Origin of the sequence: Novipirellula caenicola (genome assembly GCF_039545035.1) — a bacterium.
Classification (GTDB): Bacteria; Planctomycetota; Planctomycetia; order Pirellulales; family Pirellulaceae; genus Novipirellula; species Novipirellula caenicola.
This window is the reverse complement of record NZ_BAABRO010000009.1, coordinates 14,923-40,648: the sequence shown is the minus strand read 5'-3', so window position 1 is coordinate 40,648 and position 25,726 is coordinate 14,923. Positions and strand designations below refer to the sequence as shown.

The following is a 25,726-nucleotide window of genomic DNA, read 5'->3' as shown; positions in this document are numbered from 1 at the left end:
CGCATCCTAGCAATCTGGGTGCCGACTCGTCGATATCGTTCCGATTACTGAATCCAGCCCCCGCCAAGCACTCGAGTGCCGTCAAAGACGACTGCGGCTTGACCGGGCGCAATTGCTAGCTGAGGCTCTTCAAATTCGACCGTAAACCGCTCGGAGGTTTGAGGATCGACGACCACCCGAGCCGGCAGCGGTGATCCGTTGTAGCGAATCTGCACGCCCACCCGATCAGGCAGCGTCGCAGAATCGACCAGCCAATTCGCCTCATTTGCTGTCAAACCATCGCGAGCGAGAGCTTCTTGCCGCCCAATCACCACTCGATTGGTCTCGGTTTCGATTCGCACGACGAAATGAGGCGTCCCCATGGCAACGCCAAGTCCTTTTCGTTGGCCGATCGTGAACGCTTCATAACCGGGGTGCGTCCCCACGACTTTGCCATCCGTGGTCACAATTTCACCTGCGGTCGCCCCCACCATTTCAGGGCGTCTCGCTTTGACAAAATCGCTGTGATGACCTTGCGTGACAAAGCAAATCTCTTGGCTGTCGCGTTTGCCGGCGACGCCCAACCCTAATTCCATTGCCATTTCACGAATTCGTGGCTTTTCAAAGCCACCGACGGGCAACAACATCCGGTTGAGCCGCTCGGCCCCGATCCCAAACAGCGCGTACGATTGATCTTTGTTGGAATCGAGTCCCCGATGCAGTTCGGATTGGTCGCCGTTTTTGATCATCCGGGCGTAATGTCCCGTCGCCACAAAATCGGCATCAACCCCGTCGGCGTAGTCGAATAAACGGCCAAATTTGATCCAATTGTTGCACTTCACACACGGATTTGGGGTGCGGCCGTTGAGGTAATCGTCGACGAAGTAGTCCACGATGCGGCGAAAATCTTCTTGCAGATCCAGTGCGTAGAAAGGAATCCCCATTTTCGAGGCGACCCGGCGAGCGTCGGCGGCATCCGATGCGGTACAGCAGCCTTGTTTGTGATCGGCACGACCTTGGTGAAGTCCGCCGAGCACTGGTAGCGTCCCGCCCGGTTGGTCACCGCCCCCCGATTCGGTCGCCGATGGGGTACTGCACACACGACTCGATTCTTCGCCGTGTCGCATAAAAACGCCAATACACTCGTGGCCCGCCTCGAGCAACAAGTGCGCAGCAACGCTGGAATCGACGCCGCCACTCATCGCTAGAACCACCCGTGCCATGTATCTTTTTCCCTTAACTCGATATGATTGATTTGTTTGTATCACCTTCAAAACCCGATCCAACCACTACCTGATCGGATCCTTTCTACACCCGCTTTCTTGGAGCTCACCCCACCCGTGGATGCCGAATTCGTTCAACGCAGCAAGAAGATCCGCGAGCGTCTGGTCCAACTCGGAGACTCTCTTTGACTACGCTGCCAAGCGTGAAGAAGTAGAGTCAATCGAAGCTCGTATGGGCCAACCCGACTTCTGGGACGACAACGAGGCGGCCCAAGCGGTGGTTGCACAGTTGAAGGGACTGAAAGCTATTGTCGGTCCTATGGGGAAATTGTCTACCGCGGTCGAGGATCTTGATGCACTATTCGAGATGGCCGAAGAGGACGAATCGATCGCCGAAGAGGTGGCGGCGGAAATTGAGCGGCTTGAGAAGATTTTGGACGATTTGGAGCTCAAAGCACTGCTGAACGGCCCCAACGATTCGGCCGGGGCGATCATCACGATCAATGCCCGCGACGGCGGCACCGACGCCAACGACTGGGCCGACATGCTGCTGCGGATGTATTCCGCTTGGGCCGTCAGCCAAGATTACTCGATCCAACTGCTCGACCGCCAAGAAAACGAAGAAGCCGGGATCAACCACGCCTCGATCGCAGTGCGTGGCCCGATGGCGTACGGTTACCTCAAAGGCGAAGAAGGGGTCCACCGCTTGGTGCGAATCAGCCCGTTCAACAGCGAAGGCAAACGTCAAACCAGTTTCGCTGCCGTCAGCGTGACGCCGGAAATCGATGATTCGATCGACATTGACATCGAGGAAAAAGACGTGCGAGTCGACACCTATCGCGCCGGTGGTGCGGGAGGCCAACACGTCAATAAGACCGACAGTGCGATTCGGTTGACGCATATTCCGACCAACACCGTCGTGCAGTGCCAGAACGAACGCAGCCAACATCAGAACAAGGCAACCGCTTGGAAGATGCTGCGAGCGAAGATGGCTCGGATCGAAGAGGATCGTCGCGATGCCGAAGATGCCAGCAAGTATGCGACACAGGCACGCACCGGTTTTGGCAGCCAGATTCGCAACTACTTTCTGCACCCCGATCAACGCGTCAAAGATGCGCGAACGGGACATTACGTAGGCAGCTTTAACTCCGTGATGAACGGCAGCGAACTGCAAGGGTTTCTCGACGCGTTCCTTCGTTTGAAAGCCGGCAAGCAAGAGAAGGTTTAATCCCATGCCATCGATTTTTACCAAGATCATTGATCGCGAAATTCCCGCCGACATCGTTTTCGAAGACGACACCTGTTTGGCGTTCCGCGATATTTCCCCGAAAGCGCCAACGCACATTCTGATCATCCCCAAACGCGAGATCATGTCGCTGGATGATCTGAACGACGAGGATGAGCAAACCGTTGGCCGTTGTGTGATGGTGGCAGCGAAAATTGCCGCGTCCGAAGGGTTAACCAATGGCTATCGCTTGGTGGTCAATTGCGGCAACGATGGTGGCCAAGAAGTTCCACACTTGCACTTTCACCTGCTCGGCGGCCGCAAGATGACATGGCCGCCCGGTTAGGTAACGTTATGAAGCATTTCGTAGCGGAACTCGTCAAGAGTTTCGGAAGAGCACTCGCCGTGGATCGAAAGTCTTGACGACTTCCGCTACAGATCAGGGTGTGGGTGCGGCGGAGTCAATTCGAGCGACAGCTTCCATCGCTCAGCGGCTTCGTCTTGATTCGCGTTTCCCATTAACTCGACCATCGCCACCGTCGGGCCGACTTGCAGCACGATCGGTAACGCTTCAAGCCTTTCTTGCCATCGCTCCGCCGCCTCGGCCACCTGGGGCGGTGACGTCGTTCGCCACAACACTGTTTCGGCCAATCGAGCGATCACCGGTCGTGCATTGTCGGCGCGAAGTGCGTTTAACGCTCCCGTGGCCGTCTCGCGATGGTCGGTCGACAACAACCAACTGGCGGCCACCAATCGAACTGCCGCCGAAGGATCGTCGAGTCGTTTCAGAGCCGCGTCGGTCGTCCCGCTGCTGGTAATTTCTCGCGGGGTTCGCCATGCAATCGGCAGCCACGCTAGTGCAATCGGCGGCAACGGACGACGATCCAACTGGGCCACCAACTCCAATGCGATTGCTCCGCGTGAACTTCGCCAAGCCGCCTGCGCCGCGACCATCGACAACCATTGCTGACGCCACACCGGCGGCCGTTCACTAAGCGAATCAAGCAGTGCACGAAGCGACGTGTCGTACTGCTTTTCATTGAACAATTTGATCGCAGCCGCCTGTTTTTCTCCGACCTCGCTCGGCTCGATCCAGATCACACGGTAAGCCGCGAACAGCGAATCTTGCTCGTCGCCTTCGATACGCATCGCCAACTGCTTGGCATCGAGCGACGTGATTTCGCCCACACGCGTCTGGATCGCTTGCGGATACCAATCACTCTGGGCTGCCGTCGGCCGCGTCGGTTCAAGCCAAACCTTGTCAGCCCGTGCCTCGGTTTGCAAGCTGAACCAAAACGCTGTGATTGTTAGAAAGAAAATTCGATTCAATTTGACGGTTCCATCCTGCTGCCCAACGAACGAACGTCGACGTATTGATACTGTCCCAAATTTTGGGCCGCCAGCTCCCGCAGAAAGCTGTCGGGGGGCGACACCGGTTCGGCGCCAAATTCGATCGCGTGAATCGTCGTCCCACTTCGCTGGGCGCGACGACGGATTTCGGCAAGCTCGGACGACGACAATCGCGGGATGCGGGCATCGGTCAAGAAAAAGATCACATCAGGATCCATTCGCAGCGCCAGTTTCAAGGCGCTGTCGTGTTCGGTGCTGCCAAACGCGGTGATCGAGTCGACATAGCGTGCCGCGCGAGCCAACGTCGCCTCCTCACCAATCATCAATTGCACCGGCATGCCAACCGTTTTGAAGGGCTCGGGTTGGTCGTTATAGAAAATGATCTGAAATCGCTGGCGGTCCGTCAAACTGTTCAAACTTTTGATCAATTCGCGTTTGGCTGCCCGCAGCGGCATCCCACCGTTGCCATTCATGCTGTCGGATCGGTCAAAAACATAGACAAATCTGGATCCGCTGCCCGAAACACCAAAAACCATCGTTGTCGTGTCACTCGAGTCCCCTTCGCTGCCCGGCGGACGCTTGGAATCAAACGCGTCACCATCGAGCGTCGTCTCTCCGGCGACCCCGCTGCCGGCTACCGGAGACGGGGTCTCGCTGATTTCGCTGAGGATGCCGGGCAGGTCGATGGGAGGACTCAGGTCGGCCGGTGGCGCCGCTGCCGCCGCGACATCTCCCGATTTTGCAGCAACACTTTCGCTGGCAGTCGCCTGGCTAAGGTCGGTGGCATCGACGTAACGGTCACGGTCGGGCATCCGGTGGACCATTGCGATCCCCACAGGCCGGTCCACCTCGGAACCGGTTCCCGATGGCGTCCGCGCCCAAAAAATCCCCAAACCAGTCAACAGAACGACGTGAAACGACAGCGACAACAACAGCGCCGGAAGCGGCCGCTCGGGCAAATCCATCTCCAATGGATCGCTCGACGGATGCGAAACCGGGGTGCGGGATGCGTTCGTTCCGGGCGTGCTGGGTCGGTTCATAGAGGTTTGTTAGAGGATTTCACACGCAAAAGGTAGCTGTTTTTCTCAGCGATCCCCCCCGCGGTTGCTGAATAGCGCTTTTCAGACTGGCTTTGGACAATTACTTTAGTGGCAATTCATTCTAACCCTAAACCAACACTTTGGTGACTCGCCAGATTGGTGGGAAAGATCAACCTAGTGGAGAGAGAACACGTGAGCGACGCTCGATACCTATTTACAAGTGAATCGGTCAGCATGGGTCACCCCGACAAGCTGGCTGATCGTATTTCCGATGGAATTCTCGACGCGTTGTTGGCGCAAGACCCAAACAGCCGCGTGGCCTGTGAAACCATGGTCACCACCGGGATTGCGATCGTCGCAGGTGAAATCTCCACTCAAGCCAAAGTGCAATATTCGGACGTTGTCCGCGAAGTCATCAACGAAGTTGGTTACACCGATGACGAAATGGGCATTTGTGGCAACACCTGTGCCGTCATGGTATCGCTCGATACGCAAAGCCCCGACATTGCCCAAGGTGTCAACTCGGACGACAAGAGCGGCAAGGACGTTGGCGCCGGCGACCAAGGGTTGATGTTCGGCTACGCCTGCAAAGACACTCCCGAATTGATGCCAATGCCGATCGCATTGTCGCACCGCATCATCAATCGCATCACCGAAGCTCGATTCAACAAAGAAGTCGACTGGTTGCGTCCCGACAACAAGGCTCAAGTCACGGTCGAATACGAAGGACAAACCCCGGTCCGCGTCGACACCGTTGTCGTTAGTGCTCAGCACAACCCCGACGTCACGAACGATGAAATCAAAAAGTTCATCGTCGAAAACGTGATCAAGCCATCGATCCCAGCCGAGCTGGACAAAGGCGACATCAAGTACCACATCAACCCCACCGGCAAATTCGTGGTCGGCGGACCTCACGGTGACTGTGGTTTGACCGGACGCAAGATCATCGTCGACACCTACGGTGGTTGGGGGCGTCACGGTGGCGGTGCGTTCAGTGGCAAGGACTCGACCAAAGTCGACCGCAGTGCCGCGTACATGGCCCGCTACGTTGCTAAGAACATCGTCGCATCAGGCCTTGCGGATCGCTGCGAAGTTCAACTCGCCTACGCCATCGGTGTGACCGAGCCGGTTAGCGTTCACGTTGACACCGAAGGCACCGGCAAGATCGAAGACGCGAAGTTGTGTGCCTTGGTGCGAGAACACTTCCCATTGACTCCCTCGGGAATCATCAACCACTTGCAACTGCGTCGACCGGTCTTCCGTCAAACCAGTGCCGGCGGCCACTTTGGACGCGAAGGCGATGCGTTCACTTGGGAAAAAACTGACAAGGCCGAAGCGTTGGCTGAAGCTGCCGGTATCGCAGCAACCGCCTAATCCTCAGGCCTCGCGTGCTTTGACGAACTGAGTCTGGACAACGTGACGGGCTGCTTCAGCCCGTCGTCATGTCATGAAGAACACGAAAGTGAGATGAGATGCGAATCGCGTGGATAACCGATCCGCATCTCAATCACGTTTCGCCCCGCGATTGGGACCAATGGTCCGCTCGCATCGCATCGACGCAACCCGATGCACTTCTTATTACCGGCGATATCTCCGAAGGGGATGACGTCGTCTTGCAGCTTCGCCACATCGCCGACACATTCGCGGTCCCCGTCTACTTTGTGCTGGGCAATCACGACTTTTATCAAAGTTCGATTGCGCAAACCCGGCAACACGTGATCGCGGCGTCACGCGAATCCGATGCACTGAACTACCTGACGGACCTTGGCCCGATTCCATTGGCCGACGGGGTTGTGTTAGTGGGTGAGGATGGCTGGGGTGACGCGACGATTGGCAACTACGAAGATTCGTTTATCCAACTAAACGACTTCCAACAGATCGATGATTTTCGCAACACATCGCCAGGCCTCTGGAAAGCAAAGCTGCAACAACTTGGTGCCGAATCGGCCGCACGGCTGCAAGTCAAACTCGCTGCGGTTCCCCACGATGCGACGGATGTGTTGGTCGCGACCCACATTCCACCGTTCCGAGAATCATGTTGGTACGAAGGCAAAACGACCGACGACAACTGGGCTCCCTTTTTCGTGTGCGGGGAAATCGGCCAGACATTGAGAGAGTTTTGCCAGCAGCGATCGGATTGCAAAACCACTGTGATTTGTGGACATACCCATCACGACGGCATCGCCACACTGCATGAAAACCTGATCGTGCACACCGGGGCGGCAATCTACGGTTCGCCCGCCGTCGAAGCGGTCATCGAGGTCGCCGCAAACCAACTTTGCATTCAAAACCATCGTCGCTGATCCATGGTCGTTGATCGCTCCGTGATCAGCACGAATGATCGCGGAGCGATCAACGACAATGACCTCAAAGCATTCAACGAGATTCGCACGCCTCTTGGTGTTTACTTCCTACTATGATGGTAGAGAACGATCTCGAACGTGAGCGAACTGAACTTCCATGGCAAAATCGATCTGGCCTAGCGACGACAAAACCGAAACGCTGCTGATCGCGGCGAAACAGGGTGACGCCGATGCGGTGAACCGTTTGCTTGAGCGGCACCGCGTCTCGGTACGGCGGCTTGTGGAAATGCGACTGGACCGCAAAGTCCAGCGGCGAGTGGACGTTAGCGACGTGGTCCAAGATGTCTTGGTCGAAGCCAGCGGACGGCTGGACAAATACCTCGACGACCCGGCGATGGCATTCCACTTGTGGATTCGTCAAATCGCCTGGGACCGCATCATCGACACGTACCGGCGGCACCGCGTTAGCGCCAAACGCAACATGGATCGCGAGCAAGCGATGGTGATGCCCGGCGGCCAAGATCAATCGTCCGTCGAACTGGCTGCTCAGCTTTGGGACCCTGGTCCGACACCGGCGGCCGCAGCCACGCAAGCCGAGATCGCAGCCAAGGTCGAAGCGGCGATCGAACAGCTTAGCGAACAAGACCGCGAGATGATCTTGATGCGGCATTACGAGCACCTTTCCAATCTAGAGATTGCCGAAGTACTGGGGGTCAATCCGCCTGCGGCGAGCATGCGGTACCTGCGTGCCGTACGGCGACTGCGCGAACTGCTCGAGAGCGAACCGGGTGACGAGTACGCACCGTGAGCGACCAACCGGCTGGACCTTTTGACGAACCGAAATCTGATTCGGAGCAGTTCAGTGCCGACGATGAAAAGATCGCAGCGATCTTGGCTGATCTTGCGGACGGCGTTTGCCGCGGAGAAGTTGTCGACTTTGCCGCAGTTTGTCACCAGCATCCTCAATACGCCGATGAACTGCGGCGACTGTGGGGCGCGGTCCTTGTCACCGACACCGCAGGCGTGGCCCATGAGCAGCGTCCGGCCGCGAATCACGGGACCGCAAACGGCCCCAACTTAAACGCAGACGGGTCGTCGGGACGTTGGCGAAGCCTGCAGTTGCCAACCGAGATCGGTGACTATGAATTGATCGAAGAGATCGGCCGAGGCGGGATGGGCGTGGTGTTCCGCGCTCGACAAATCAGTCTCGATCGCGAAGTCGCGGTCAAGATGATCTTGCGAGGACGCTTGGCCAGCGACACCGACATGCAGCGTTTTTTGGCCGAAGCGTCCGCGACAGCGAAATTGGACCACCCCAGTATCGTGCCAGTGTACGAAGTCGGTGACGTCGATGGTCGCCCGTTCTTTAGCATGAAGTACATCGACGGCATCACGCTGGCCGAGCGGGTTGCTGATGGCCCGATGCCCCAACGAGAAGCCGCTCAGTTGGTGGCCACCGTCGCTCGCGCGATCCAGTTTGCTCATGACGCCGGTGTACTACATCGAGACATCAAGCCAAGCAATATCCTGTTGCCTCGCGATGGGGTGCCGATGATCACCGATTTTGGATTGGCCAAACAAGCGGAATCGCAAGTCGATTTGACTCGCAGCGGGATGTTGGTCGGCACACCCGCCTACATGTCGCCTGAACAAGCGGGGAATCGCCGCGACATGGTCGGACCATCGAGCGATGTATATAGCCTTGGCTGCGTCCTCTATTTTGCGTTGACGGGACGGTCGCCGTTTGTGGCCGAGTCACCGATGCAATTGGTGATGTTGGTGATCGAACAAGACCCCAGTCCGCCGCGAGCGCTGCGTCCGAGTCTGGATCGCGACTTGGAAATGATTGTCGTTCGCTGTCTGCAAAAGCCGATCGATTTGCGATACGAGTCGGCCGCCGCGTTGGCCAAGGATCTGGAAGCCTACCTTGCTGACGAACCAGTCGCTGCCCGGAGTGGCCGATTTAGCCAAGTGGTCGCGAGGGTATTCCGCGAGACTCATCACGCCGCTGTCCTGGAGAATTGGGGACTGTTGTGGATGTGGCATTCGTTGGTGCTGCTGGTTGCCTGTCTGTTGACTTGGCAATTGGATTATCACGGCATCCGCAATCGAATGGCTTATGTCGCCGTCTGGACCGTCGGGCTGGGAGCGTGGGCAGCGGTGTTTTGGCGAATGCGACAGCGGATGGGACCGGTCACCTTCGTCGAGCGGCAGGTCGCTCACGTGTGGGGCGCTAGCATGATGGCAATCTCGCTGATGTTTCCGCTGGAATGGTGGCTTGAATTGCCGGTGCTCACCCTTTCGCCGATGCTAGGCATTGTTACCGCGATGGTTTTTCTAATCAAAGCGAGCATGTTAACTGGCGCGTTTTATTTCCAGACTGCGGCATTGTTATTTTCGTCGGTCTTGATGGCGATGCATCCTCCATGGGCCCATGTAATTTTTGGGATCGTTGCCGGCGGCTGTTTTTTTGTTCCCGGCTACCAATACGCCCGCCGCCGACGTCGGCAAGCCCCAAACTTCACACGGGTTTAAATTCAATCCGGGCGTAAGCGTTTTGAAGTTGGGCGGGGTTCATCCGATGGTGCCGCGTGAAGCGACGCCACGTGGGCAGGCCAGTGAAGCCTCATTAGAATCGATCCGACATTGAGCAGATTGACGGCAGATGACGACGCCAGCGGCGCGGTGAACGATGAAATTCAAATCCAAACGATGGGCAACGCTGGCGATCGTGATGGCCGCGATCACCGCAGCGAGTGTATGGGCTCTGCCTCGCGTGATCCCCTACATCAGCGCGTCACGCCACGTTCATGTTTCTTTGCCGCCGGGCAACATTGAAATCCCCACGCAGCGAAGCATTCCGTGGCGAGAGGAATCCGATCTGACGAACCAGATCATTGACGAGTGGGCCAAACGTCCCCTCGGCGACTGGAAAACCGAAGGCAAAATAGAGGCACCACGAGCCTTGCTCGCTCGATTGATACGACGAGACGATGTGGACGCGGCCAACGACTACTTGATCGCCCAAACTGCCTGGGGAACCGTAGGCTCGACTTGGCCGGGAAATCCCAACGGCGACTATGACTTCACCATGGCGGGACTGATCCCCATCTTGTTCCTGTTTGGCGACGAACCGAATGTGCTCTACCCGCAAACGAGAGAGCACCTGCTACACACTCTGTTGCCTCTCGATGGCGGCCAGCCATTGCTGACCGTACCAAGGACGGCAGGCTTGGTTCCGGAAACAGAGAACCATTTGCTGATGACCGAGGGGTCTCGCTATCTGAAGAACCGCTGGATGATGTTGCACGGCAGCCAACTTGCCAAACACGACAATCTCGGCAACGGTTTGGAGCCATGGCTGCTTGAGTTGATTGAAGAGATTCGGTCGGCAGGTCCGTACGAGTTTAACTCGATTCCCTATGAAGGTTACACGCTGACAGCATTGCTGAACTTAGAGGCCTTCGGTTCCTCGGCTGTTCAGGCGGCTGCGCGAGGCCTGCTCGATCAGCTCAATTGGAACTACGCTGTTGGAAGTCTGCGATTCCGACGCTTCCCTCCCTTTCGCCGCCAGTACGCGCACGCCGCTGATACTTCGCTGATGGGTGATCGACACGTTGGCTTGATCAAACCTTGGATCAGCCTGCTGCCGGACGCACCCGACAAGTTGGGACTCCGAGGAAACCGTCACATCGCCATTTGGGCGTGCTGGTCACCGTACCGATTGCCCGATCAAACTGCCCGCTGGATCGTGGAGAAGCCCGCCGACTATTTCATCCGAATCGGGCACGGTCCCGAAAGCTCTCCTGAAGTCTATTCGGGCGGTCCGGGATACTTGCTCAGCGGAGGCGGCGTCAACCGAGGTGAACATTCTCTCATTGTGGCGCGGCCGATAACCCTGTTGCTCGACGACCGAGCGAACGAGTTGTCCGAAGTACTCCATCTCGCCGGCCCCGGCCAAGACTTTCGCGAGTGGAACAACACCGGGGTTTGGCGAAATGTTGCCGTGGCAGCCGGTCCGGTTCAGATCCCATCGAATTGGAAACCTACAGTCGAATCGGCGGTCTGGAAGATCTTCCAATTCGAACCAAATCTGTGTGTGGCCGTGCACTCCCGCAACGACTTCGGTGTTGTCTACATCGCTCGGTCAAGCGAACCTGAACGGATGCTTCAATCGATCCAGCGTGCAAATTCGAACGAAACCTTGTTGCGTTCTTCGTTCCAAATTCCAGACGGCTCACACATTCGCTACGACACCCTCGCGGACAAAAACCGTTGGGTGATCCAACAGGTCGACGATCGCCCGACGGACCGCGACTTTGACCGCTGGCCCTCGATGACCGGAACCATCAACGACATCGATGCACCTGACATCGAATCGCGGACGGATCGACAACCGCGGGGAAGGTGGTCACCCAGTAAATTTCAAACATTCACTCGCCGGCCGTTGCCATCGTGAGCCGTGACGCGTAAGCGGCCGGGTGCTATCGCTTTCGTGAGCCGTGACGCGTGAGCGGCCGGTTCTTGTCGCTTTCGTGCCCGTCACGCGTGATCGCCGGTGCCTACGCACAACCCACAGTCGCTTTCTTTCAGGCGGCCTACCACGATCCGTCAAGATTCTGAAAAAAATTGCCACCATGATTCGCAACCAGTCTGAGTGAGATGCGATTCAGATAGTGATGTCTTCGTTTCCGTAAAACATTTCTCGGATAAGCGAAACTGCCCGCGTGCTAAACCATCGATTTTGATCGCTGAAATCCGCCGTAGTGCCGTAAATTTTGGAGCACTTTCAAGACAACCACGCACTTCCGGAAAGAGAAGCTTCGTGCTACACGCGGATTGCACATGGATTAGACAAGAGCGGCCGAAGTCACATTGCAGTCGATCCAGCGGTGCAGAGAATGCCGCTGCGTCAAAGGAACAATTCTAAAAAACAACAAAAGCCCCCATTTTGTTCGTTAAGGAAATGTGTGGTTGCCCCATTGTCCTGCGAGCGTTCTGGATGTCCGCCTGTAGTGACCGCTTACTGCAGGGGTGACTTTCCAGGGGGCGTGAGTTGCACGTGAGCGACTTTACGGAATCGGTTGTGGCAATGCGGGGGGGGGCGAGAACTCTCGGCCGCATCATCCTCTCGACCAATGCGTCGAACCACCGAGATCCAATCGGTCCGCACGCGCTTGCCACACACCTCATTTCGCTATTCATCTTTTCTTACGCGAATTCATGGATTCTTCGATGAAACTCACAAAGCGATCTGCCTTTACTTTGGTAGAGCTACTCGTTGTCATCGCCATCATCGGCGTACTCGTAGGCCTGTTGTTGCCTGCCGTGCAAGCCGCACGTGAAGCAGCTCGGCGAATGAGTTGCAGTAACAACGTCAAACAGATTGGGTTGGGAGTGCACAATTATCACTCAGCCTACAAACGATTGCCGGCAACGATGACCGGAACGACGATGTCTGGGACGTCTCGGGTGCAACAATACACACCACCAACCGCACACAACATTTCCAATTTGAATTGGCTGGTTGGACTGACACCATTCATCGAACAACAAGCACTCTGGGAACGGATTTCCAATCCACTAACCAACTCGGTAGGAACGTTCCAGGCAATGGGGCCATCACCGTTGATGGGGCTTACCAATCACAGCGATGTCGGAACCTATGATCCTTGGTTGACGAACATCCCAACCTTGCGGTGCCCTAGTGATCCAGGCGTCGGGCTCCCGGCGCAAGGGCGAACGAACTACGGCTATTGCCTAGGGGACGCCGTGCTTCATACCTCGGCCTACGGCGTGCTCGATGCGGCGACCGGCAAGCCTTCAAGTTCGACGAACGCTCAGCGGCTACGCGCGTCTAACCGCGGGATGATCTTTCCCGGGATCAAGAACGTGCGATTTCGTGATGTACTCGATGGTCTTTCGAACACAATTTGTGCCGGTGAGATCCTAACGGATATCGGGGATCGAGATCGCCGCACGCAATTCGGAAGGCCCGGAACCTCAATTGGCCCCGCAAGCCGGCGCAATGGTGCCAACGTTTATAAAGCAGGCGAGTTCCTCAAATGTCGCCAATACCTTGATGCAGAGCGTCCGCTTTTTTGGGACGCCGGAGCACCGCTGCTCACCAATTCCGAAAATCGTCGTGGTTACAAATGGGCGTTGGGCGTCCCAGGCATGTCCGGCATGAATACGATTCTGCCCCCCAATGCCGAAATCTGCTCCGGTTGGGACCACATCGCCGCAGGAGTCTATCCTCCCTCGAGTCGCCATCAAGGCGGAGTCCATGTGTTGATGGGCGACGGTGCTGTGAAGTTCATTACGGACTCGATTGAAACCGGCAACCTCAATGGCAAGACCGTGTGCATCAATGGCAATTGTCTTCCTCCCGGTAGCCCCAGCCCATTTGGCCTGTGGGGCAAACTTGGCACGAAGGCGGCCAAGGAAACGATCGACAAAGAATTTTAATGACGGATGGATCTACGTCGCCGTACGTAGTGCGAACGACGGCTGGCTTGAGCGCGATCATTTCAAGCCAGCCATGCCGTCTCATCGCGATGCGAGCACACATGCGTGACAGCGGCACTCGATGGTGCAACGATTTGATTGCCGCTCGATTGTTTGATTTATCCGGAGCGTGAAATCGTTAGCACACGCTATCGGTTTCCGATTTTGGCTGTTATCAACAGCAGGATTGGCGAATTTTGAACGCACACTCCGAATCGGCGATTTTCCGCTAAACACACTGACTTATTTTCTAGGAAACAATTTCATGACTAAGATTTCGTCTCACCTTCTATGCTTCGGTATTTTGCTGAGCAGTGCTTTTGTATTGCTAGGTTGCAGCGAGCCCGAGCCAGAAGCGACCAGTTTGAATGAACTCGATCAATTCCTTGCGGATAATCCCGACATCGTCGAGCAAGCGAGGTTAGAGGCAGAAAAAGAAGACGCGATCGCTGAAGAAGGCGTAGACATCGGCGACGAGCTTTAGTTTCGAAGCGTCACTCCAGCGGAGCGTCACGGCACGCTCGGCCCAGCGACACCCCATTCGGTATCGGCCGTCTGCTTTGTTCGTCCTGCGACGCAAACGGCAAAGCGGGCGGCACACGGTGGGCTCGCTAGGTAAGGCGTGTTGAATAGGCAAAACGTCTTGAATTAGTTCAGTGCTTGCACCGTTGAATGGCGAGCAACGCGTGGTTGCGAAGCGATTCGCCGCGAGCGATAGATTTCCACCGACTCGTTTTCGCTGGTCTGGATCGGTCCGGAAACTCGTTCCCAGTTTCCGTTGACGATTCCGTTACGTAATTTGGCTGCGTAGCGATTGATAATATTGAATGCACAGTGCTGCTGGATGTGGGCGGCCGTCTTTTCATCGGGAACCACGACATAGTCACATGTGTTTTCGCAATGTTCTAGAAGCGTTTGTAACTTTTCTGATTCGGTTTCTCCTGACACCTCGTCCCAATTCGCCGCCGCGGCAATGGACAACGATTCGTCAATCTGCAAACCCATATTTTGATAGACCAATTTTCTATTTTGGCTGGTCACCCCTTCGCGATCGAACATCACCGTAGCAAACAAGCTTCGCGAATTCAGTTCGGTCAAATGACTGACTCCGAAACGGACGTCAGCCATTTTGTTCGCGATGCTATCGTCCAGAATTTCGTCCATCACTTGCTGCTGGCCAACCATTGAATTGAATCCTGCGGGTTGATGTCGCTCCCATCCTCGTTGAGCTGCAAAACCGATCGCGACGGCAAGCAGTCCCCACGAAGCGGCCAACAATCGAATACTTCCGCTTCTTTCAAACGCTTTCAGTAGAGGGAGAATTGCGAACAATACCAATCCGATGACGGCAGGCATCGAAACGTACGGATTCAATCCTGCGCGTCGGGCTACCAAGAACACGATCGGGCTGAGTCCAATCCAAAGCAGAGTCCAGTCGGGCAACGATCGATCTCGCGCCACATCGAGCATCGCTCTAAAAATTCCGCGATGACGAGTAAAAAGAACAAGACAGATTGTCCAAGCAATCATCAACACCAGGGCTTGAGCGCCAATTGCGCGTCCGGCGAATTCGCCATGTTTGACGGCCTCACTTAGCGGAAGCTTTGCATTGGCATCGGTATTCCAAACGAAGTAATAGTAGTGCAGATAATCAAAATTCAGAATGTAAAACCATCCCGACAACCCACTGGCGATCAGGCTGGTCAAAATCAAACCCCGTATCCGCTTGCTGCGGTCTGCGTTGGGCAGCAAGAACAACACGGCCAAAGGAGCGAGGCTGATGACCAGGTATATCGGTGATGTTGAACGTGACAAACAACCGATTGCCACGGCGATGCCGCAAGCGACAAATCTGCCGACCGTCGGTCGTTGCATCGCGGAGAGGAACCACAGCGCCGAAGCACCAAAACTGAGGCACAACATCAAATCGGCCCGGAAATCCGATAGCCCGCCGACCTCCATAAAGATGCAACTGGTGGTGAAAAAGGCGAAGCATCCCAGTAGCGCCGTCGTTGATTTCAAGTCACGAATATTGACTAGATAATACAACACCGATGTCAAGAAACCGAATAAATACGCAGCTTGGATCCAGATCGGCACTATCCGGCTCGGTTCAACCCAGGGTCCAATCGTAGCGGCGATTGCAAACGGCAGGAACACAGTGGTATTGGTGGAATGAACGTGATTCCAACCCGCCACTAGCCCTTGCTGGCGGGACGTTTGCATTGATTCGAACAAGAGCTGATTGTAACTCAACGAATCATAGAACGGGTTCTTGTGCTGATACAGTTCCTCATTCAGCCGACTGCAATACAACGCCAGCACTGCACAGCTGAGCATCAAAACCACGAACCCCGTGAGCGGTCGCCTCAGCGCATCTCCAAGCGACTCGGCGAACGACGTCGCGTCCTTCGCCTGGTTTGTCTTGATATCCGTACTCACTGCATCATCCTCTAGCCCGCTTTTCGTGAGATCACTCGGAACGCTCGCTCTCGGGCATTCTCCGACGTGGTTGCACTGGACACGATATAGGAAGGTCGCCGCCGCACCTCGTCATAGATCCGGCCGATGTATTCGCCGAGAATCCCCGCCGCAATCAGTTGAAATCCGCCTAAGCCCAAAATGGCACAGGCGATTGTGGTGAAGCCAAGTGACGCCGTTTCGAGGCCGCTGATTCGCTTCGCCGCAAACCACGTGGCGGCGGCGATCGAGAGAAAGCACAAAATGGCCCCAGAGACCGTTAAGAATCGCAGCGGCTTGAGCGAGTTACCAAAGATTGCGTCCATGGCGTAGCGAAACAGACGGACGAAATTTTGTTTGGGTTCACCGCCCGCTCGTTCTTGGCGTTCAAACAAGATGATCGACACCTTAAAACCGACCCACGCACGAAGAGCGGGAAAGAAGCGATGCGTCTCGGGAAGACGGCAGACCGCTTCGACCGCATTGCGGCTCATCAAGCAAAACGTGCCTGTATTGGATGGCACCTTGGATTCGGACAGAAAACGAAATAGTCGATGGAAGGCGGCAAACCCGAGGCCACGAACGAAAGTTTCTTTACGGGCAGTTCGCTGTGGGATGACGACTTCGGCCCCTTCACGCCATCGATCGACCATTTGCATGATCAATTCAGGCGGATCTTGCAGATCGCCATCCATCAACACGACGCAATCGGCGTCGGTTGAATCGAGTCCTGCGACGATTGCAGCGGGTTGACCAAAGTTTCGCGAAAGCGAGATCAGCTGAACCGCTTCGTCGGGCGAGGCGGACATATTGATCGCGTTTTCGACGATCCATTCCGCAGTACCATCGCTACTGCCGTCGTCGACATAATTGATCCGGTAACGCAGCCCGGATTTCTTGCAAGCCGCATCGACTCGCGTATGCAGCGTCTCAATAATTTCGATTTCGTTGAAAACCGGGATGACCACATCCAGTTGTCGTCCAGCCATATTTTTCCTCAAGGAAAAGCAAGAACACCGAGCGAGCGATTAGATCGGTGGCGGCCTCGACGACGAAAAACGCCGGTATCTCCAGCCTGACATCGCTTTTAGGCGAGAGGGTCAGCCGATGTCAATTGCAACGCGATGCCGTGGCCGCACTCTGAAGAAGGAGGGCGTACCGAAGATCAAGATTACCGGCCCCCTCAAATCAATTGGCGGAGCTAGGGGATAAGATCCACAACCGCCCAGCAAGGAGACTTCGACACGCACCTCAATCGAGGGACGGAGCACATCGAATCGAGGGACGGAGCATATTGTCGGACGAGGCGTCCCCCTCTCACACAGGGACAGAGCTTGTTTTGGGGGCGGAACCAATTCACGTAAGCGGGCTAACAGTGGAAACGTGGCTCGGTTTCGACCTCGACAAGGCGGAAACTGCGAAAATACGCAAGGGTTTCAGCCGAAATTCGCATGTGTTTCGGCGGCGGCTGCGCAGCTCTCTTATCGGCGACTCGTCGCCAAGCTCCGCAGTCAAAAGAAGGGACGCTCTCAAGCTAATCCACGCGAGCGAGCAGCTCTCTCGCTCGTCGCCGCAAATGATAGCGGCGGTGGGTGCGGAGGCTTCGCAGCGGATCGACACACTCGGGGCGTCCCGCGACCGTGCAAAACAACCGGCCAAAGTCGCTGACCAGTTCACACCATGTCGTGCCGTCCAAACCCAATCGCTTGAGCACCGACGGTGTGTCCGCGGGCGTCCGGCCGCTTTTACCGGGGGCGATCTGGCGTGCCGTCCAGTCGAGCATTTCCAAGTAATCTTCGAGCGACATCGGCAGAAAGCCTTTGTCGCTGCAGCGTTTTCCCGACTTGCTCACGCATGGGCCAATTTCACCAGACCGCTCGTCGATCGTGACCGGAGTCAAGAAACTGTCTCGTCGTTTTGCCGCCGGAATGCAATTGCTGCGATTAGCGGTGATGGACTGAATTCGACGCTGTACCGAGGTGTGATCGCTCTGCTCAAGCGTTTCGGCCATCGCAGCACGAATCGGATTCAAGTCAACATAGGCCGCACACGCCAACAGCGAGGCCTCGTCAACAATCCGCGTGGCATGGAATCGGCCTTGAAAGAAATGGCCCGATTCTTCGTCTTCGCGGTTCGCTCGCAGCGCGACACGTTGGCAGAGTAGTCGCATCCACCAGCTGACACTGCTGAGCCGTCTGCGAATTTCGGCACACTTAACGGGACATCCTGCGATCGAGCGGATCTCGGGCTCGGTAGGCGGAAGCGGAAGCCCATCGTCATCTCGTCGATGCGGACAAATCATCATCCACCGGCGTGCCACCTCGTTGTCGCTCCAGGTGGCAACGACGTCTGGCCGCGTACGCAGAATCAAATGCATATGATTTGATAGCAAACTATACCCAAGGAGATCTACACTGAAATTTTGGGCGAAGTGCATCAAGTGCTGTTCGATCCACGTTTTGCGATGATCGAAATTTTTCCCGGTAAAGGGATCATCGCCCATCAGGAAGCATCGCCGGACGGTCCGACTACAGGTATGAGCGATGGCAATTTCGTCGGGATCGAAGACTTCCGAGCGTGCAAGGCGAACCATCACACACCTCCGTGTCAGTCAGGAGGAACCGAGCCAAGGGCCAATGATGAATCGTTCGCCTGACCTGATCAAAAGTCAACCCCCAACGATCGGGCTCTGTCCCTTAAAAAGAGTCAGGGCCCAACATGCTCTGTCCCTGTTGAGCGAGGTTTGATGCCCCCTGCAAAATTGGCTCTGTCCCTGTTGGATGGTGCCTGCTTGTTCGGAGGTAAATGGCTTTTGGATCGCGGGGCGGGTGATTACTTTGGCTGCTGGGGACGCAGGGTGATGAGCGACAACTCGGGACGACAGTGGATTCGCATCAAATGGACTCCGCCGAGTCCACGTGAGACATGCATCGTTGTCGGCGGCTTGTAAAAGTCACCTGACGCAAATCGGCTGCCGTGAAAACTGGGGCTGAGGATGGGACCAATCAGCGGCAACCGCCCCTGACCGCCATGCGTGTGTCCAGCCATCATCAACTGAATGCCGTGCCGACGTGCCCACCCGATTTGATCGGGACTATGACTCACCAAAATCCGAAACTCGCTGCCATCATTGGGCTGCAACTCCGGCCGATCGAACCACGGATACTCGTTGCCAATGATCCGCGCCGATTGGCCTCGCAAATGGCAAAGCACGGAATCAGAGCCGAGATCAGTCCAGCCAGCCAAATCCATGGCTCGACGCGTTTGCCGCGAGTCCTCGATACGCGTGTCGTGATTTCCTAAGACGTAATAACAACCGTCCGCTGCATCGGCCGCGGCAAAAATCTCGGGAAGCCAATCAACACACGACTGGCGGTCGATGATGTCGCCTGTGATCACCATCATGTCCGGTCGCCAATCGGTCGCCCGCGTGACCACGTATTTGGCATAGTCTGGATGAACATCGCCCGTCAAGTGAATGTCGCTCAAATGTGCGATCCGGTAGCCATCCAGCTTGGCGGGCAACCCCGCCACCGGCAACATGATCCGCTCAATCGCCAAATCAAAAATCTGATTTAGAGGCAGCTTGGACTCGAACTTGCATTTTGTCGTCAACGCCAATGGTCGGTTCACAGCACGCTGCACATCCACCACTTCGATCGTGCGTTCAGCACCAACGCACTCGACTCCAAAGATAGGACGCCAAAGCAACCAGGGCACGCCTAACACCAACCAACTCGCCAAACAAACCACGCCGTACGCCATCACGACAGGCGGAAAGTAAACACTCGCCTCCGGTTCGACGAGCAGTTTCTGAAACGTGTCGAAGTAGAGGTAACCTACGACGAAAGGCAGCGTGATTGCCGAAACAAAAAAGACTTTGACTATTCGCTTGATCGTGCGACGTGGAATCCCAAAGCCGTTGATGCGGTTATAAATTGCCAGATGGATGCCGAAATGGCCAACCAGGACAGCCAGCAGAATGAACCACCATCGATTGGGCGTAAGCATATCCTACAAAGCCTTCGGTCGCATGAAATGTTCAAGCTTGACCGAACTGCTCAGCCGGAACTGGCTCCAATCAGTTACCAAGACTTCAAAGATGGCAATCGCGGCAGTCGGCATGTCGACCATCTGCCCAGCCAATTGCGACACCAGATACGCCATCCCTGGGTTGTGCGCTAACACCATCACCGTGGACGCGTCACAGCTATCCGAGGCAACCACGTTGGCGATTGTCTCGGGCGATGCCAAATACAGCGACTCCGAGTAGCTAACAATCACGTCCGAGCGAAACGAATCCTGCATCCGCTCGAGCGTTTCTCGCGTTCGCGCCGCCGATGAACAGAGCACGACGTCAGGCAAACAATCGATCTCACGAAGCCATTCAGCCATCTGCGGCGCATCACGCCTGCCGCGTTTATTGAGCGGACGGTCGTGATCCGAAAGCCCTTCGTCCGCCCAGTCACTCTTTGCATGCCGCATCAAAATCAGTCGGCGGCGTTTCCCTAAAGCTGCGGCGGATGGATCATCCATGTTGATCTTTATACTTCTTCATTAAATGGATTTAGATGCAAATCAAACGCCTGCGATAAAGGCTTACGAAAGACCGTTTGATCAGCGACGCGATCAACGACGATCGCTTAAACAACGCGTCAATCATTACCGCACCGGTTCAAGTCCATGCATTCGCCGCAAAACGCCAAGCTGACCTGCGTGGATTCCTTCGTGGATGGGACAGAACAGAACACCACCAAGCTTGTTGGGATATGCGGCGTAGGGCATATCGACAGGTTCAAGTAAGACTTCAGGCGTCACCCCATCGAGCACTTGCATCGATTGCTCGTGCACCTGCGCCAAACGAGCCAACAATTCATCCGCGGTCGGTTGCGACGATGGGTCGTCACTTGGCACGCTGCTGCGGCCGTACGCCTTGCGAAATTTCCCGGGGATCAATTCCAAATCATCAGGGCCTCGCCCGCGAATGCGGAACATCAACAATCCATATTGGCTGACCGCCAAGTGCCCGACCTGCCAAGCGACGTTGGTCGGCATCCCCTCGGGAATCTTGAACCACAGCTCTTGTGGCGTCTTTGCCAGCAACTCCAACGTGTATTGACGCGCGAATTGGATTTGCCCGATCGCGCCCCGCAACATCTCGGTAGCTTGGGCCAGAGAAAGTTCCGCAGTGTTTTTGTCTTCCGTACTCATGTCGGGGATCATACCAAAATTTCGGAAATGAAGACGAGCCCGCCACGACGCCGACGTCAGCCCCCCTTATTCACCTCTCCACTGGGGAGGGGGCAGCGTCGGCGGGAGCCGGCTCCGGGAGGGGCTCACGGTGTTGGCGGTGGAGGATGCAAGCAAGAGTTCACCAACCCTCCCCGGCCGCTTCGTGCGGCCGACCCTCCCGGAGGGAGGGTAAAATCTTAATCCCCTCCCCTCTGGGGAGGTCAGAGGCGGCGGTAGCCGGCTCTGGGTGGGGCTCGCAGTGTTGGCGGTGGAGGATGCAAGCAAGAGTTCACCACCCTCCCCGGCCGCTTCGTGCGGCCGACCCTCCCGGAGGGAGGGTAAAATCTTATTCACCTCCCCTCTGGGGAGGTCAGAGGCGGCGGGAGCCGGCTCTGGGTGGGGCTCGTGGTGTTAGCGAGTGAAGTACGAACGCAGTTTAGCTAGCCGCTTTTTTGCGTGCAGGTTTTGAAACGAGACGAATTTGCGGCATCACCGCTCGGCCGCCGTGAAAAGTGCGGCGACGATCGATCGTATGGTCAAACACAAACGCTCCGTGCTCGATCCCAGGCCGAGCCGAAACTCGCAAGATCGCCGGATGCCCGCATTCACTGCACTGGACCCGCAATCCATGACTGTCCAGCAGTGAATGAATCGCCTGGACCATCTGCTGGTTCTGCTGCAGCGATCCAAAGTTTTGATCGGCAAACCGGCTCAATTGAGACTGAATCGTCTGCCGAATCGATCGCTGTAGCCGATTTATCTCACGCTGCAAATCCTCGATCGCAGCCCCCGCCACCTCGCTTGATAGCGTCCGTGGATCGTCAGACTGCTGTCGCGGCGGCGATAATTCGGTGGGATCGGGATTGAGCATGAAATCGAAACGCCAAAGAAGCGTGAACAAACCATCACTGCCGAGAAACTTAAAGTAATCCCCCCGCACAGTCTAGACGAGTTTATACAAATTGTATAAGCTGTCTAGACGCGTCGACGAAATTCCTTCACTGGTCTACCGAGACGTCCTATTTTCGCCACACCGTGTGGGAATAAAGCAACGGCGCAGAATGGGCAAATGCAGCTTATCCGCATCAATCGGCAAGGTCGGTGCCGCGAGCTGTGTTTCTTGCGTAACCGCTCAGGTCAACATGGCGGTGAACCGCTGGATTCATTACTGTCGACAGACGCTTAACCCAATTCACTCCCTCGTGAGCACCGAAATACGCCATGTCGGTCAATCAACAAACCGTTGAGGAAACCAAAGCTCAGATCCGTTCGCTGGTCAACGAGATTGCTGCGCTCTCGAAATCCGGAGCGACGGCCGGCGAGTTTTATCCTGAACTGCTTTCCCGCATCATCACCGCGTTGGCTGCTGCCGGCGGTGCCATTTGGCTGTTGGACGAAGATCGCCAACTGAAGTTGCAGTATCAAATTAACGCTGAACCCAGCGTGCTATCAGGCGACTCTGAAGACGCGACCCGTCACACCCGTTTGATCCAGCGTGTTGCCAATACCGGCCAATCGTTGATCGTGCCGCCGTATTCGGGAACCACCGATGGCGAAGCCGAAGGCAATCCGACTCGCTACCTGCTCGTTCTCGGTGCGCTCAAGCACGATGAACAGCAGGACGGTTTGATCGAAATTTTTCAACGTCCCGACACCGCCCCTGATACTCAGCGTGGTTACCTGCGGTTTGTCCAACAGATGTGTGAACTTGCGGCCGATTGGTTGCGAGGGCAGAAGCTACAGAAACTGGGTGATCGCCAAACGCTGTGGCAACAAGCTGACGCGTTCGCCCGAGCGTCGCACGAATCGCTCGACTTGATGGAAACCGCTCACATCGTCGCCAACGAAGGACGGCGTTTGATCGGGTGCGACCGAGTCAGCGTGGCAATCAAGAAAGGTCGCAAGTGCACAGTCAAAGCGATCAGCGGCCAAGACACGATCGAGAACCGATCCAACATTGTCGCTTCGCTAAACCAATTGGCGACGCGTGTGGTCGCGGCCGGCGAACCGCTATGGCATGACGGATCGACCGAAGATTTGCCGCCTCAAATCGAAGAGGCACTCGAAGATTATGTCGATCAATCCTATGGCCGCAGCATCGCGGTGCTGCCGCTTCGCGAACCACAACGAAAACTTGGTGCCGAAGCTGACACCGGAGCTGCGGGCGAGATCGATCGTGACAACGCGCACCGTGGCGAAGTCATCGGGGCGTTGATCATCGAGCAGATCGAGAGCAACATTCCGACAGAAATCTTTCACGCGCGTTGCGACTTGGTGTACGAGCACGGAACACGTGCGATCGCCAATTCGATGTCGCATAGCAATTTGTTCTTGATGCCGGTTTGGCGAGCCTTGGGGCGTGCGACTTGGGTGCTGCGAGCGAGAACGCTCCCTAAAACGCTTGGCGTTGTCGCGTTGATCGCCGCCGCTATCTTGGCCCTCGTTTTCATTCCTAAAGACTTCACGCTTGAAGCCGAAGGCACGTTAACACCGGAAGCACGACGCGAGATTTTTGCGCCGATCGATGGCGAGGTGATCGAAGTTCTCGTCGACCACAATACTCCGGTCACGGTGGGTCAAGAACTCGTACGGCTTCGCAACCGCGATCTTGAAATCCAACTGACCGACATCGAAGGCCAGATCCAAACCGCGCTGGCGGAAAAAGCTCGCAACCAAGGGCAGCTCTCTCAGCGAAAATCGCTGGAACCTGCCGAACGACGTGCTCTCGAAGGCGAGGTCAGCGAACTGGACACGAAACGACGCGTGTTGATCGAGAAGAAGCAGCTGCTGCTTGATCGTGCCGAGCAACTGATCATCCGTTCGCCGATCGACGGCATCGTGACTTCGTGGGACGTCGAAAAGATGCTGCGAAGCCGACCGATTTCGACTGGACAAGTGTTGTTAGAGGTGGCGGACCTTCGCCAACCGTTGTTCTTGAAGTTAGAGCTTCCTGAAAAACGCGAAGGTCACTTGGATGAATACATCAAACAAACTCAGTCCAATGAGTTAGATGTGACCTACATTTTGGCGACCGACCCTGACAAGAAGCTGGACGCATCCCTTCGGGTCGCCGACATCTCGGCTCGCGCCGAACCGAACGAAGAGCACGGCGCGGTGATCAAAATGTCAGCCTACCCCGAGCAGGCTTCGCTGCAGGAACTGCATCCACGCCCCGGTGCGAAAGTGATTGCCAAAGTCTACTGCGGCCGCCGGTCGAGTGGATTTGTGTTCTTTCACGAGATCTACGAGTGGTGCTGTAAATTCTTCTTCTAGTCTCGAGCCGTGTGACGACGTACCGACGCTGTCCCATCATGATGCCCCAAAGAAATCGAGTTTGAATCTGTGAACAAAACAATGATTGCCGCACTCGCGATGGCGTTTGCGACTCCTGCGTTGGCTCAAACCTTCCCCAACACTCCGGCGAACGAAATTCAGGCCGAAAATTGCACGGTTAAATTCATCAACAACGTGAACGTGCCTGCCGAAGTCGACGGCAAGGTGATGGAGTTGAAGTTCGATGAAGGCTGGACCGTTGCCGCCGGCGAATTGATGGTCGTGATCGACGACACCCAAGCGAAACACGCATTGGAGCTGAAGAAGGCCGAAGAAAAGGAAGCCCTGCTCAACGCGACCAACGACGTCAATTTGAAGGACTCGAAAAACGCCAAGGACCTTGCGTTTGCTGAATTAGAGGCCTTCAAAGAACTCCGACGCGAAGGCGCGATCCCGTTTTGGGAACTGGAAAAGAAACGTTTCGAAGCCACTCGGGCGGAACTGAAAATTGACTTGGCAGAAATGCAGATGCAGATCGCCAAGGTCCAATTCAAAGCCAAAGAGAGCGAACGTCAGATGGCCGAATACGAGATCGAAAAACGCCGCATCACCGCTCCCTTTGATGGTTACGTCGAAGCTCGCATTGCCCAGCTGGGCGAATGGGTGCAACCAGGCAGTCCGGTTGCGACGTTGGTTCAATTGGACAAATTGAAAGTCGAAGGCTACATCGACACACGTCGTTATTCCGAGCAAGTGGTCAAAGGGATGCCTGTTCAAGTGAAAGTGTATCGCGATGCAAGCGATGAAAACGTCGTCACATTCGATGCGAAGGTCGACTTTGTCGGCAGCGAGATCGGCTTGGACAAACTCTATCGAATCTCGGTCAACATCGAAAACAAACAATCGGGCCAGCAGTGGTTGGTCAAGCCAGGAATGCGAGCCGAGATGACCGTACTGAAGTAATCCAATCGAAATTGAATCGGATTCGCAGGCGCGGAATGGGCATCCAGCCTACGCTTGGGGAATCGTCGGTGCAGACATCCACGTTTCAGACATGACAGGCTGGAAGCCTATCCCACTTTACACTCTTTACGTTTCCACTCCATGGCCACACTTGCTGAATCACTCGTAAGC

21 protein-coding genes are annotated in these 25,726 nt (G+C 55.9%); 11 read left to right on the top strand and 10 right to left on the bottom strand.

Annotation, left to right across the window (positions count from 1 at the left end; all coding sequences use genetic code 11):
• Positions 1 to 44: 44 nt before the first annotated feature.
• The gene (gene mnmA / locus ABEA92_RS17530; RefSeq protein WP_345685142.1) at positions 45 to 1,202 is read right to left on the bottom strand and encodes a tRNA 2-thiouridine(34) synthase MnmA; all 1,158 of its coding nucleotides are present in this window, start codon (positions 1,200 to 1,202) and stop codon (positions 45 to 47) included.
• Between the two features lie 117 nt (positions 1,203 to 1,319).
• Here mnmA and prfB point away from each other — a divergent pair.
• Together prfB and ABEA92_RS17520 are read left to right on the top strand one after the other, a co-directional pair.
• Positions 1,320 to 2,430 (top strand): peptide chain release factor 2 gene (prfB, locus tag ABEA92_RS17525; protein WP_345685297.1). Its coding sequence is split into 2 segments (ribosomal slippage): positions 1,320 to 1,388 and positions 1,390 to 2,430, totalling 1,110 coding nucleotides; the frame shifts between segments, so codons are not numbered across the junction.
• Between the two features lie 4 nt (positions 2,431 to 2,434).
• On the top strand, positions 2,435 to 2,773 hold the full coding sequence (locus ABEA92_RS17520; RefSeq protein ID WP_345685141.1) for a histidine triad nucleotide-binding protein: 339 nt from the start codon (positions 2,435 to 2,437) through the stop codon (positions 2,771 to 2,773).
• Between the two features lie 86 nt (positions 2,774 to 2,859).
• Here ABEA92_RS17520 and ABEA92_RS17515 read toward each other — a convergent pair whose 3' ends face one another.
• Both ABEA92_RS17515 and ABEA92_RS17510 read right to left on the bottom strand, forming a co-directional pair.
• Positions 2,860 to 3,756 (bottom strand): hypothetical protein, encoded by an 897-nt coding sequence (locus tag ABEA92_RS17515; protein ID WP_345685140.1) that lies wholly within the window; start codon positions 3,754 to 3,756, stop codon positions 2,860 to 2,862.
• Complete coding sequence (locus ABEA92_RS17510) at positions 3,753 to 4,817, bottom strand: vWA domain-containing protein (protein WP_345685139.1); 1,065 nt, start codon at positions 4,815 to 4,817, stop codon at positions 3,753 to 3,755. The genes ABEA92_RS17515 and ABEA92_RS17510 overlap by 4 nt, the downstream gene beginning before the upstream one ends.
• Positions 4,818 to 5,009: 192 nt before the next feature.
• Here ABEA92_RS17510 and metK point away from each other — a divergent pair, with 192 nt between their 5' ends.
• From metK to ABEA92_RS17475, 7 genes are all read left to right on the top strand, one after another.
• A complete protein-coding gene (gene metK, locus ABEA92_RS17505) occupies positions 5,010 to 6,191 on the top strand; it encodes a methionine adenosyltransferase (protein WP_345685138.1) in 1,182 nt (393 codons plus the stop codon).
• Between the two features lie 98 nt (positions 6,192 to 6,289).
• A complete protein-coding gene (locus tag ABEA92_RS17500) occupies positions 6,290 to 7,120 on the top strand; it encodes a metallophosphoesterase family protein (RefSeq protein ID WP_345685137.1) in 831 nt (276 codons plus the stop codon).
• Between the two features lie 157 nt (positions 7,121 to 7,277).
• Positions 7,278 to 7,928, top strand: coding sequence for a sigma-70 family RNA polymerase sigma factor (locus ABEA92_RS17495; protein ID WP_345685136.1), 651 nt, complete (start codon positions 7,278 to 7,280; stop codon positions 7,926 to 7,928).
• A gap of 71 nt (positions 7,929 to 7,999) precedes the next feature.
• Positions 8,000 to 9,655 (top strand): serine/threonine-protein kinase, encoded by a 1,656-nt coding sequence (locus tag ABEA92_RS17490; protein WP_345685296.1) that lies wholly within the window; start codon positions 8,000 to 8,002, stop codon positions 9,653 to 9,655.
• A gap of 157 nt (positions 9,656 to 9,812) precedes the next feature.
• On the top strand, positions 9,813 to 11,579 hold the full coding sequence (locus tag ABEA92_RS17485; RefSeq protein WP_345685135.1) for a hypothetical protein: 1,767 nt from the start codon (positions 9,813 to 9,815) through the stop codon (positions 11,577 to 11,579).
• A gap of 776 nt (positions 11,580 to 12,355) precedes the next feature.
• A complete protein-coding gene (locus ABEA92_RS17480; RefSeq protein ID WP_345685134.1) occupies positions 12,356 to 13,588 on the top strand; it encodes a DUF1559 family PulG-like putative transporter in 1,233 nt (410 codons plus the stop codon).
• Between the two features lie 304 nt (positions 13,589 to 13,892).
• The gene (locus ABEA92_RS17475; RefSeq protein WP_345685133.1) at positions 13,893 to 14,111 is read left to right on the top strand and encodes a hypothetical protein; all 219 of its coding nucleotides are present in this window, start codon (positions 13,893 to 13,895) and stop codon (positions 14,109 to 14,111) included.
• A gap of 164 nt (positions 14,112 to 14,275) precedes the next feature.
• Here the strand turns inward: ABEA92_RS17475 and ABEA92_RS17470 are convergent, their stop codons facing one another.
• The 7 genes from ABEA92_RS17470 to ABEA92_RS17440 all read right to left on the bottom strand — a co-directional run bounded on the left by ABEA92_RS17470 (position 14,276) and on the right by ABEA92_RS17440 (position 22,190).
• Positions 14,276 to 16,069: an ArnT family glycosyltransferase gene (locus ABEA92_RS17470; protein ID WP_345685132.1), complete on the bottom strand. Its 1,794-nt coding sequence runs from the start codon at positions 16,067 to 16,069 to the stop codon at positions 14,276 to 14,278.
• Between the two features lie 11 nt (positions 16,070 to 16,080).
• Positions 16,081 to 17,076 carry a glycosyltransferase family 2 protein gene (locus ABEA92_RS17465; protein ID WP_345685131.1) on the bottom strand — a complete coding sequence of 332 codons (996 nt, stop codon included), beginning with the start codon at positions 17,074 to 17,076 and terminating at the stop codon, positions 16,081 to 16,083.
• A gap of 545 nt (positions 17,077 to 17,621) precedes the next feature.
• Positions 17,622 to 18,680: a hypothetical protein gene (locus tag ABEA92_RS17460; protein ID WP_345685130.1), complete on the bottom strand. Its 1,059-nt coding sequence runs from the start codon at positions 18,678 to 18,680 to the stop codon at positions 17,622 to 17,624.
• A 239-nt stretch (positions 18,681 to 18,919) separates the two neighbouring features.
• On the bottom strand, positions 18,920 to 20,098 hold the full coding sequence (locus tag ABEA92_RS17455) for a metallophosphoesterase (protein WP_345685129.1): 1,179 nt from the start codon (positions 20,096 to 20,098) through the stop codon (positions 18,920 to 18,922).
• 3 nt (positions 20,099 to 20,101) lie between these two features.
• On the bottom strand, positions 20,102 to 20,623 hold the full coding sequence (locus ABEA92_RS17450) for a SixA phosphatase family protein (protein ID WP_345685128.1): 522 nt from the start codon (positions 20,621 to 20,623) through the stop codon (positions 20,102 to 20,104).
• A gap of 126 nt (positions 20,624 to 20,749) precedes the next feature.
• Positions 20,750 to 21,298 carry a DinB family protein gene (locus ABEA92_RS17445; protein ID WP_425572455.1) on the bottom strand — a complete coding sequence of 183 codons (549 nt, stop codon included), beginning with the start codon at positions 21,296 to 21,298 and terminating at the stop codon, positions 20,750 to 20,752.
• A 457-nt stretch (positions 21,299 to 21,755) separates the two neighbouring features.
• Positions 21,756 to 22,190, bottom strand: coding sequence for a hypothetical protein (locus ABEA92_RS17440; protein WP_345685127.1), 435 nt, complete (start codon positions 22,188 to 22,190; stop codon positions 21,756 to 21,758).
• Between the two features lie 350 nt (positions 22,191 to 22,540).
• Between ABEA92_RS17440 and ABEA92_RS17435 the strand changes: the two genes are divergently transcribed.
• Together ABEA92_RS17435 and ABEA92_RS17430 are read left to right on the top strand one after the other, a co-directional pair.
• Positions 22,541 to 24,592, top strand: coding sequence for a GAF domain-containing protein (locus ABEA92_RS17435; RefSeq protein ID WP_345685126.1), 2,052 nt, complete (start codon positions 22,541 to 22,543; stop codon positions 24,590 to 24,592).
• Between the two features lie 69 nt (positions 24,593 to 24,661).
• A complete protein-coding gene (locus ABEA92_RS17430) occupies positions 24,662 to 25,555 on the top strand; it encodes an efflux RND transporter periplasmic adaptor subunit (RefSeq protein ID WP_345685125.1) in 894 nt (297 codons plus the stop codon).
• Positions 25,556 to 25,726: the final 171 nt, after the last annotated feature.

Bases quoted from the DNA above. Each gene is read 5' to 3' on its own strand.
- ABEA92_RS17440 (WP_345685127.1), bottom strand. From the start codon at position 22,190: ATGCTCAATCCCGATCCCACCGAATTATCGCCGCCGCGACAGCAGTCT.
- ABEA92_RS17475 (WP_345685133.1), top strand. From the start codon at position 13,893: ATGACTAAGATTTCGTCTCACCTTCTATGCTTCGGTATTTTGCTGAGC.
- ABEA92_RS17510 (WP_345685139.1), bottom strand. From the start codon at position 4,817: ATGAACCGACCCAGCACGCCCGGAACGAACGCATCCCGCACCCCGGTT.
- ABEA92_RS17450 (WP_345685128.1), bottom strand. From the start codon at position 20,623: ATGGATGATCCATCCGCCGCAGCTTTAGGGAAACGCCGCCGACTGATT.
- mnmA (WP_345685142.1), bottom strand. From the start codon at position 1,202: ATGGCACGGGTGGTTCTAGCGATGAGTGGCGGCGTCGATTCCAGCGTT.
- ABEA92_RS17465 (WP_345685131.1), bottom strand. From the start codon at position 17,076: ATGGCTGGACGACAACTGGATGTGGTCATCCCGGTTTTCAACGAAATC.
- ABEA92_RS17495 (WP_345685136.1), top strand. From the start codon at position 7,278: ATGGCAAAATCGATCTGGCCTAGCGACGACAAAACCGAAACGCTGCTG.
- ABEA92_RS17480 (WP_345685134.1), top strand. From the start codon at position 12,356: ATGAAACTCACAAAGCGATCTGCCTTTACTTTGGTAGAGCTACTCGTT.
- ABEA92_RS17485 (WP_345685135.1), top strand. From the start codon at position 9,813: ATGAAATTCAAATCCAAACGATGGGCAACGCTGGCGATCGTGATGGCC.
- ABEA92_RS17445 (WP_425572455.1), bottom strand. From the start codon at position 21,298: ATGAGTACGGAAGACAAAAACACTGCGGAACTTTCTCTGGCCCAAGCT.
- ABEA92_RS17460 (WP_345685130.1), bottom strand. From the start codon at position 18,680: ATGGTTCGCCTTGCACGCTCGGAAGTCTTCGATCCCGACGAAATTGCC.
- ABEA92_RS17455 (WP_345685129.1), bottom strand. From the start codon at position 20,098: ATGCTTACGCCCAATCGATGGTGGTTCATTCTGCTGGCTGTCCTGGTT.
- ABEA92_RS17520 (WP_345685141.1), top strand. From the start codon at position 2,435: ATGCCATCGATTTTTACCAAGATCATTGATCGCGAAATTCCCGCCGAC.
- ABEA92_RS17500 (WP_345685137.1), top strand. From the start codon at position 6,290: ATGCGAATCGCGTGGATAACCGATCCGCATCTCAATCACGTTTCGCCC.
- ABEA92_RS17435 (WP_345685126.1), top strand. From the start codon at position 22,541: ATGTCGGTCAATCAACAAACCGTTGAGGAAACCAAAGCTCAGATCCGT.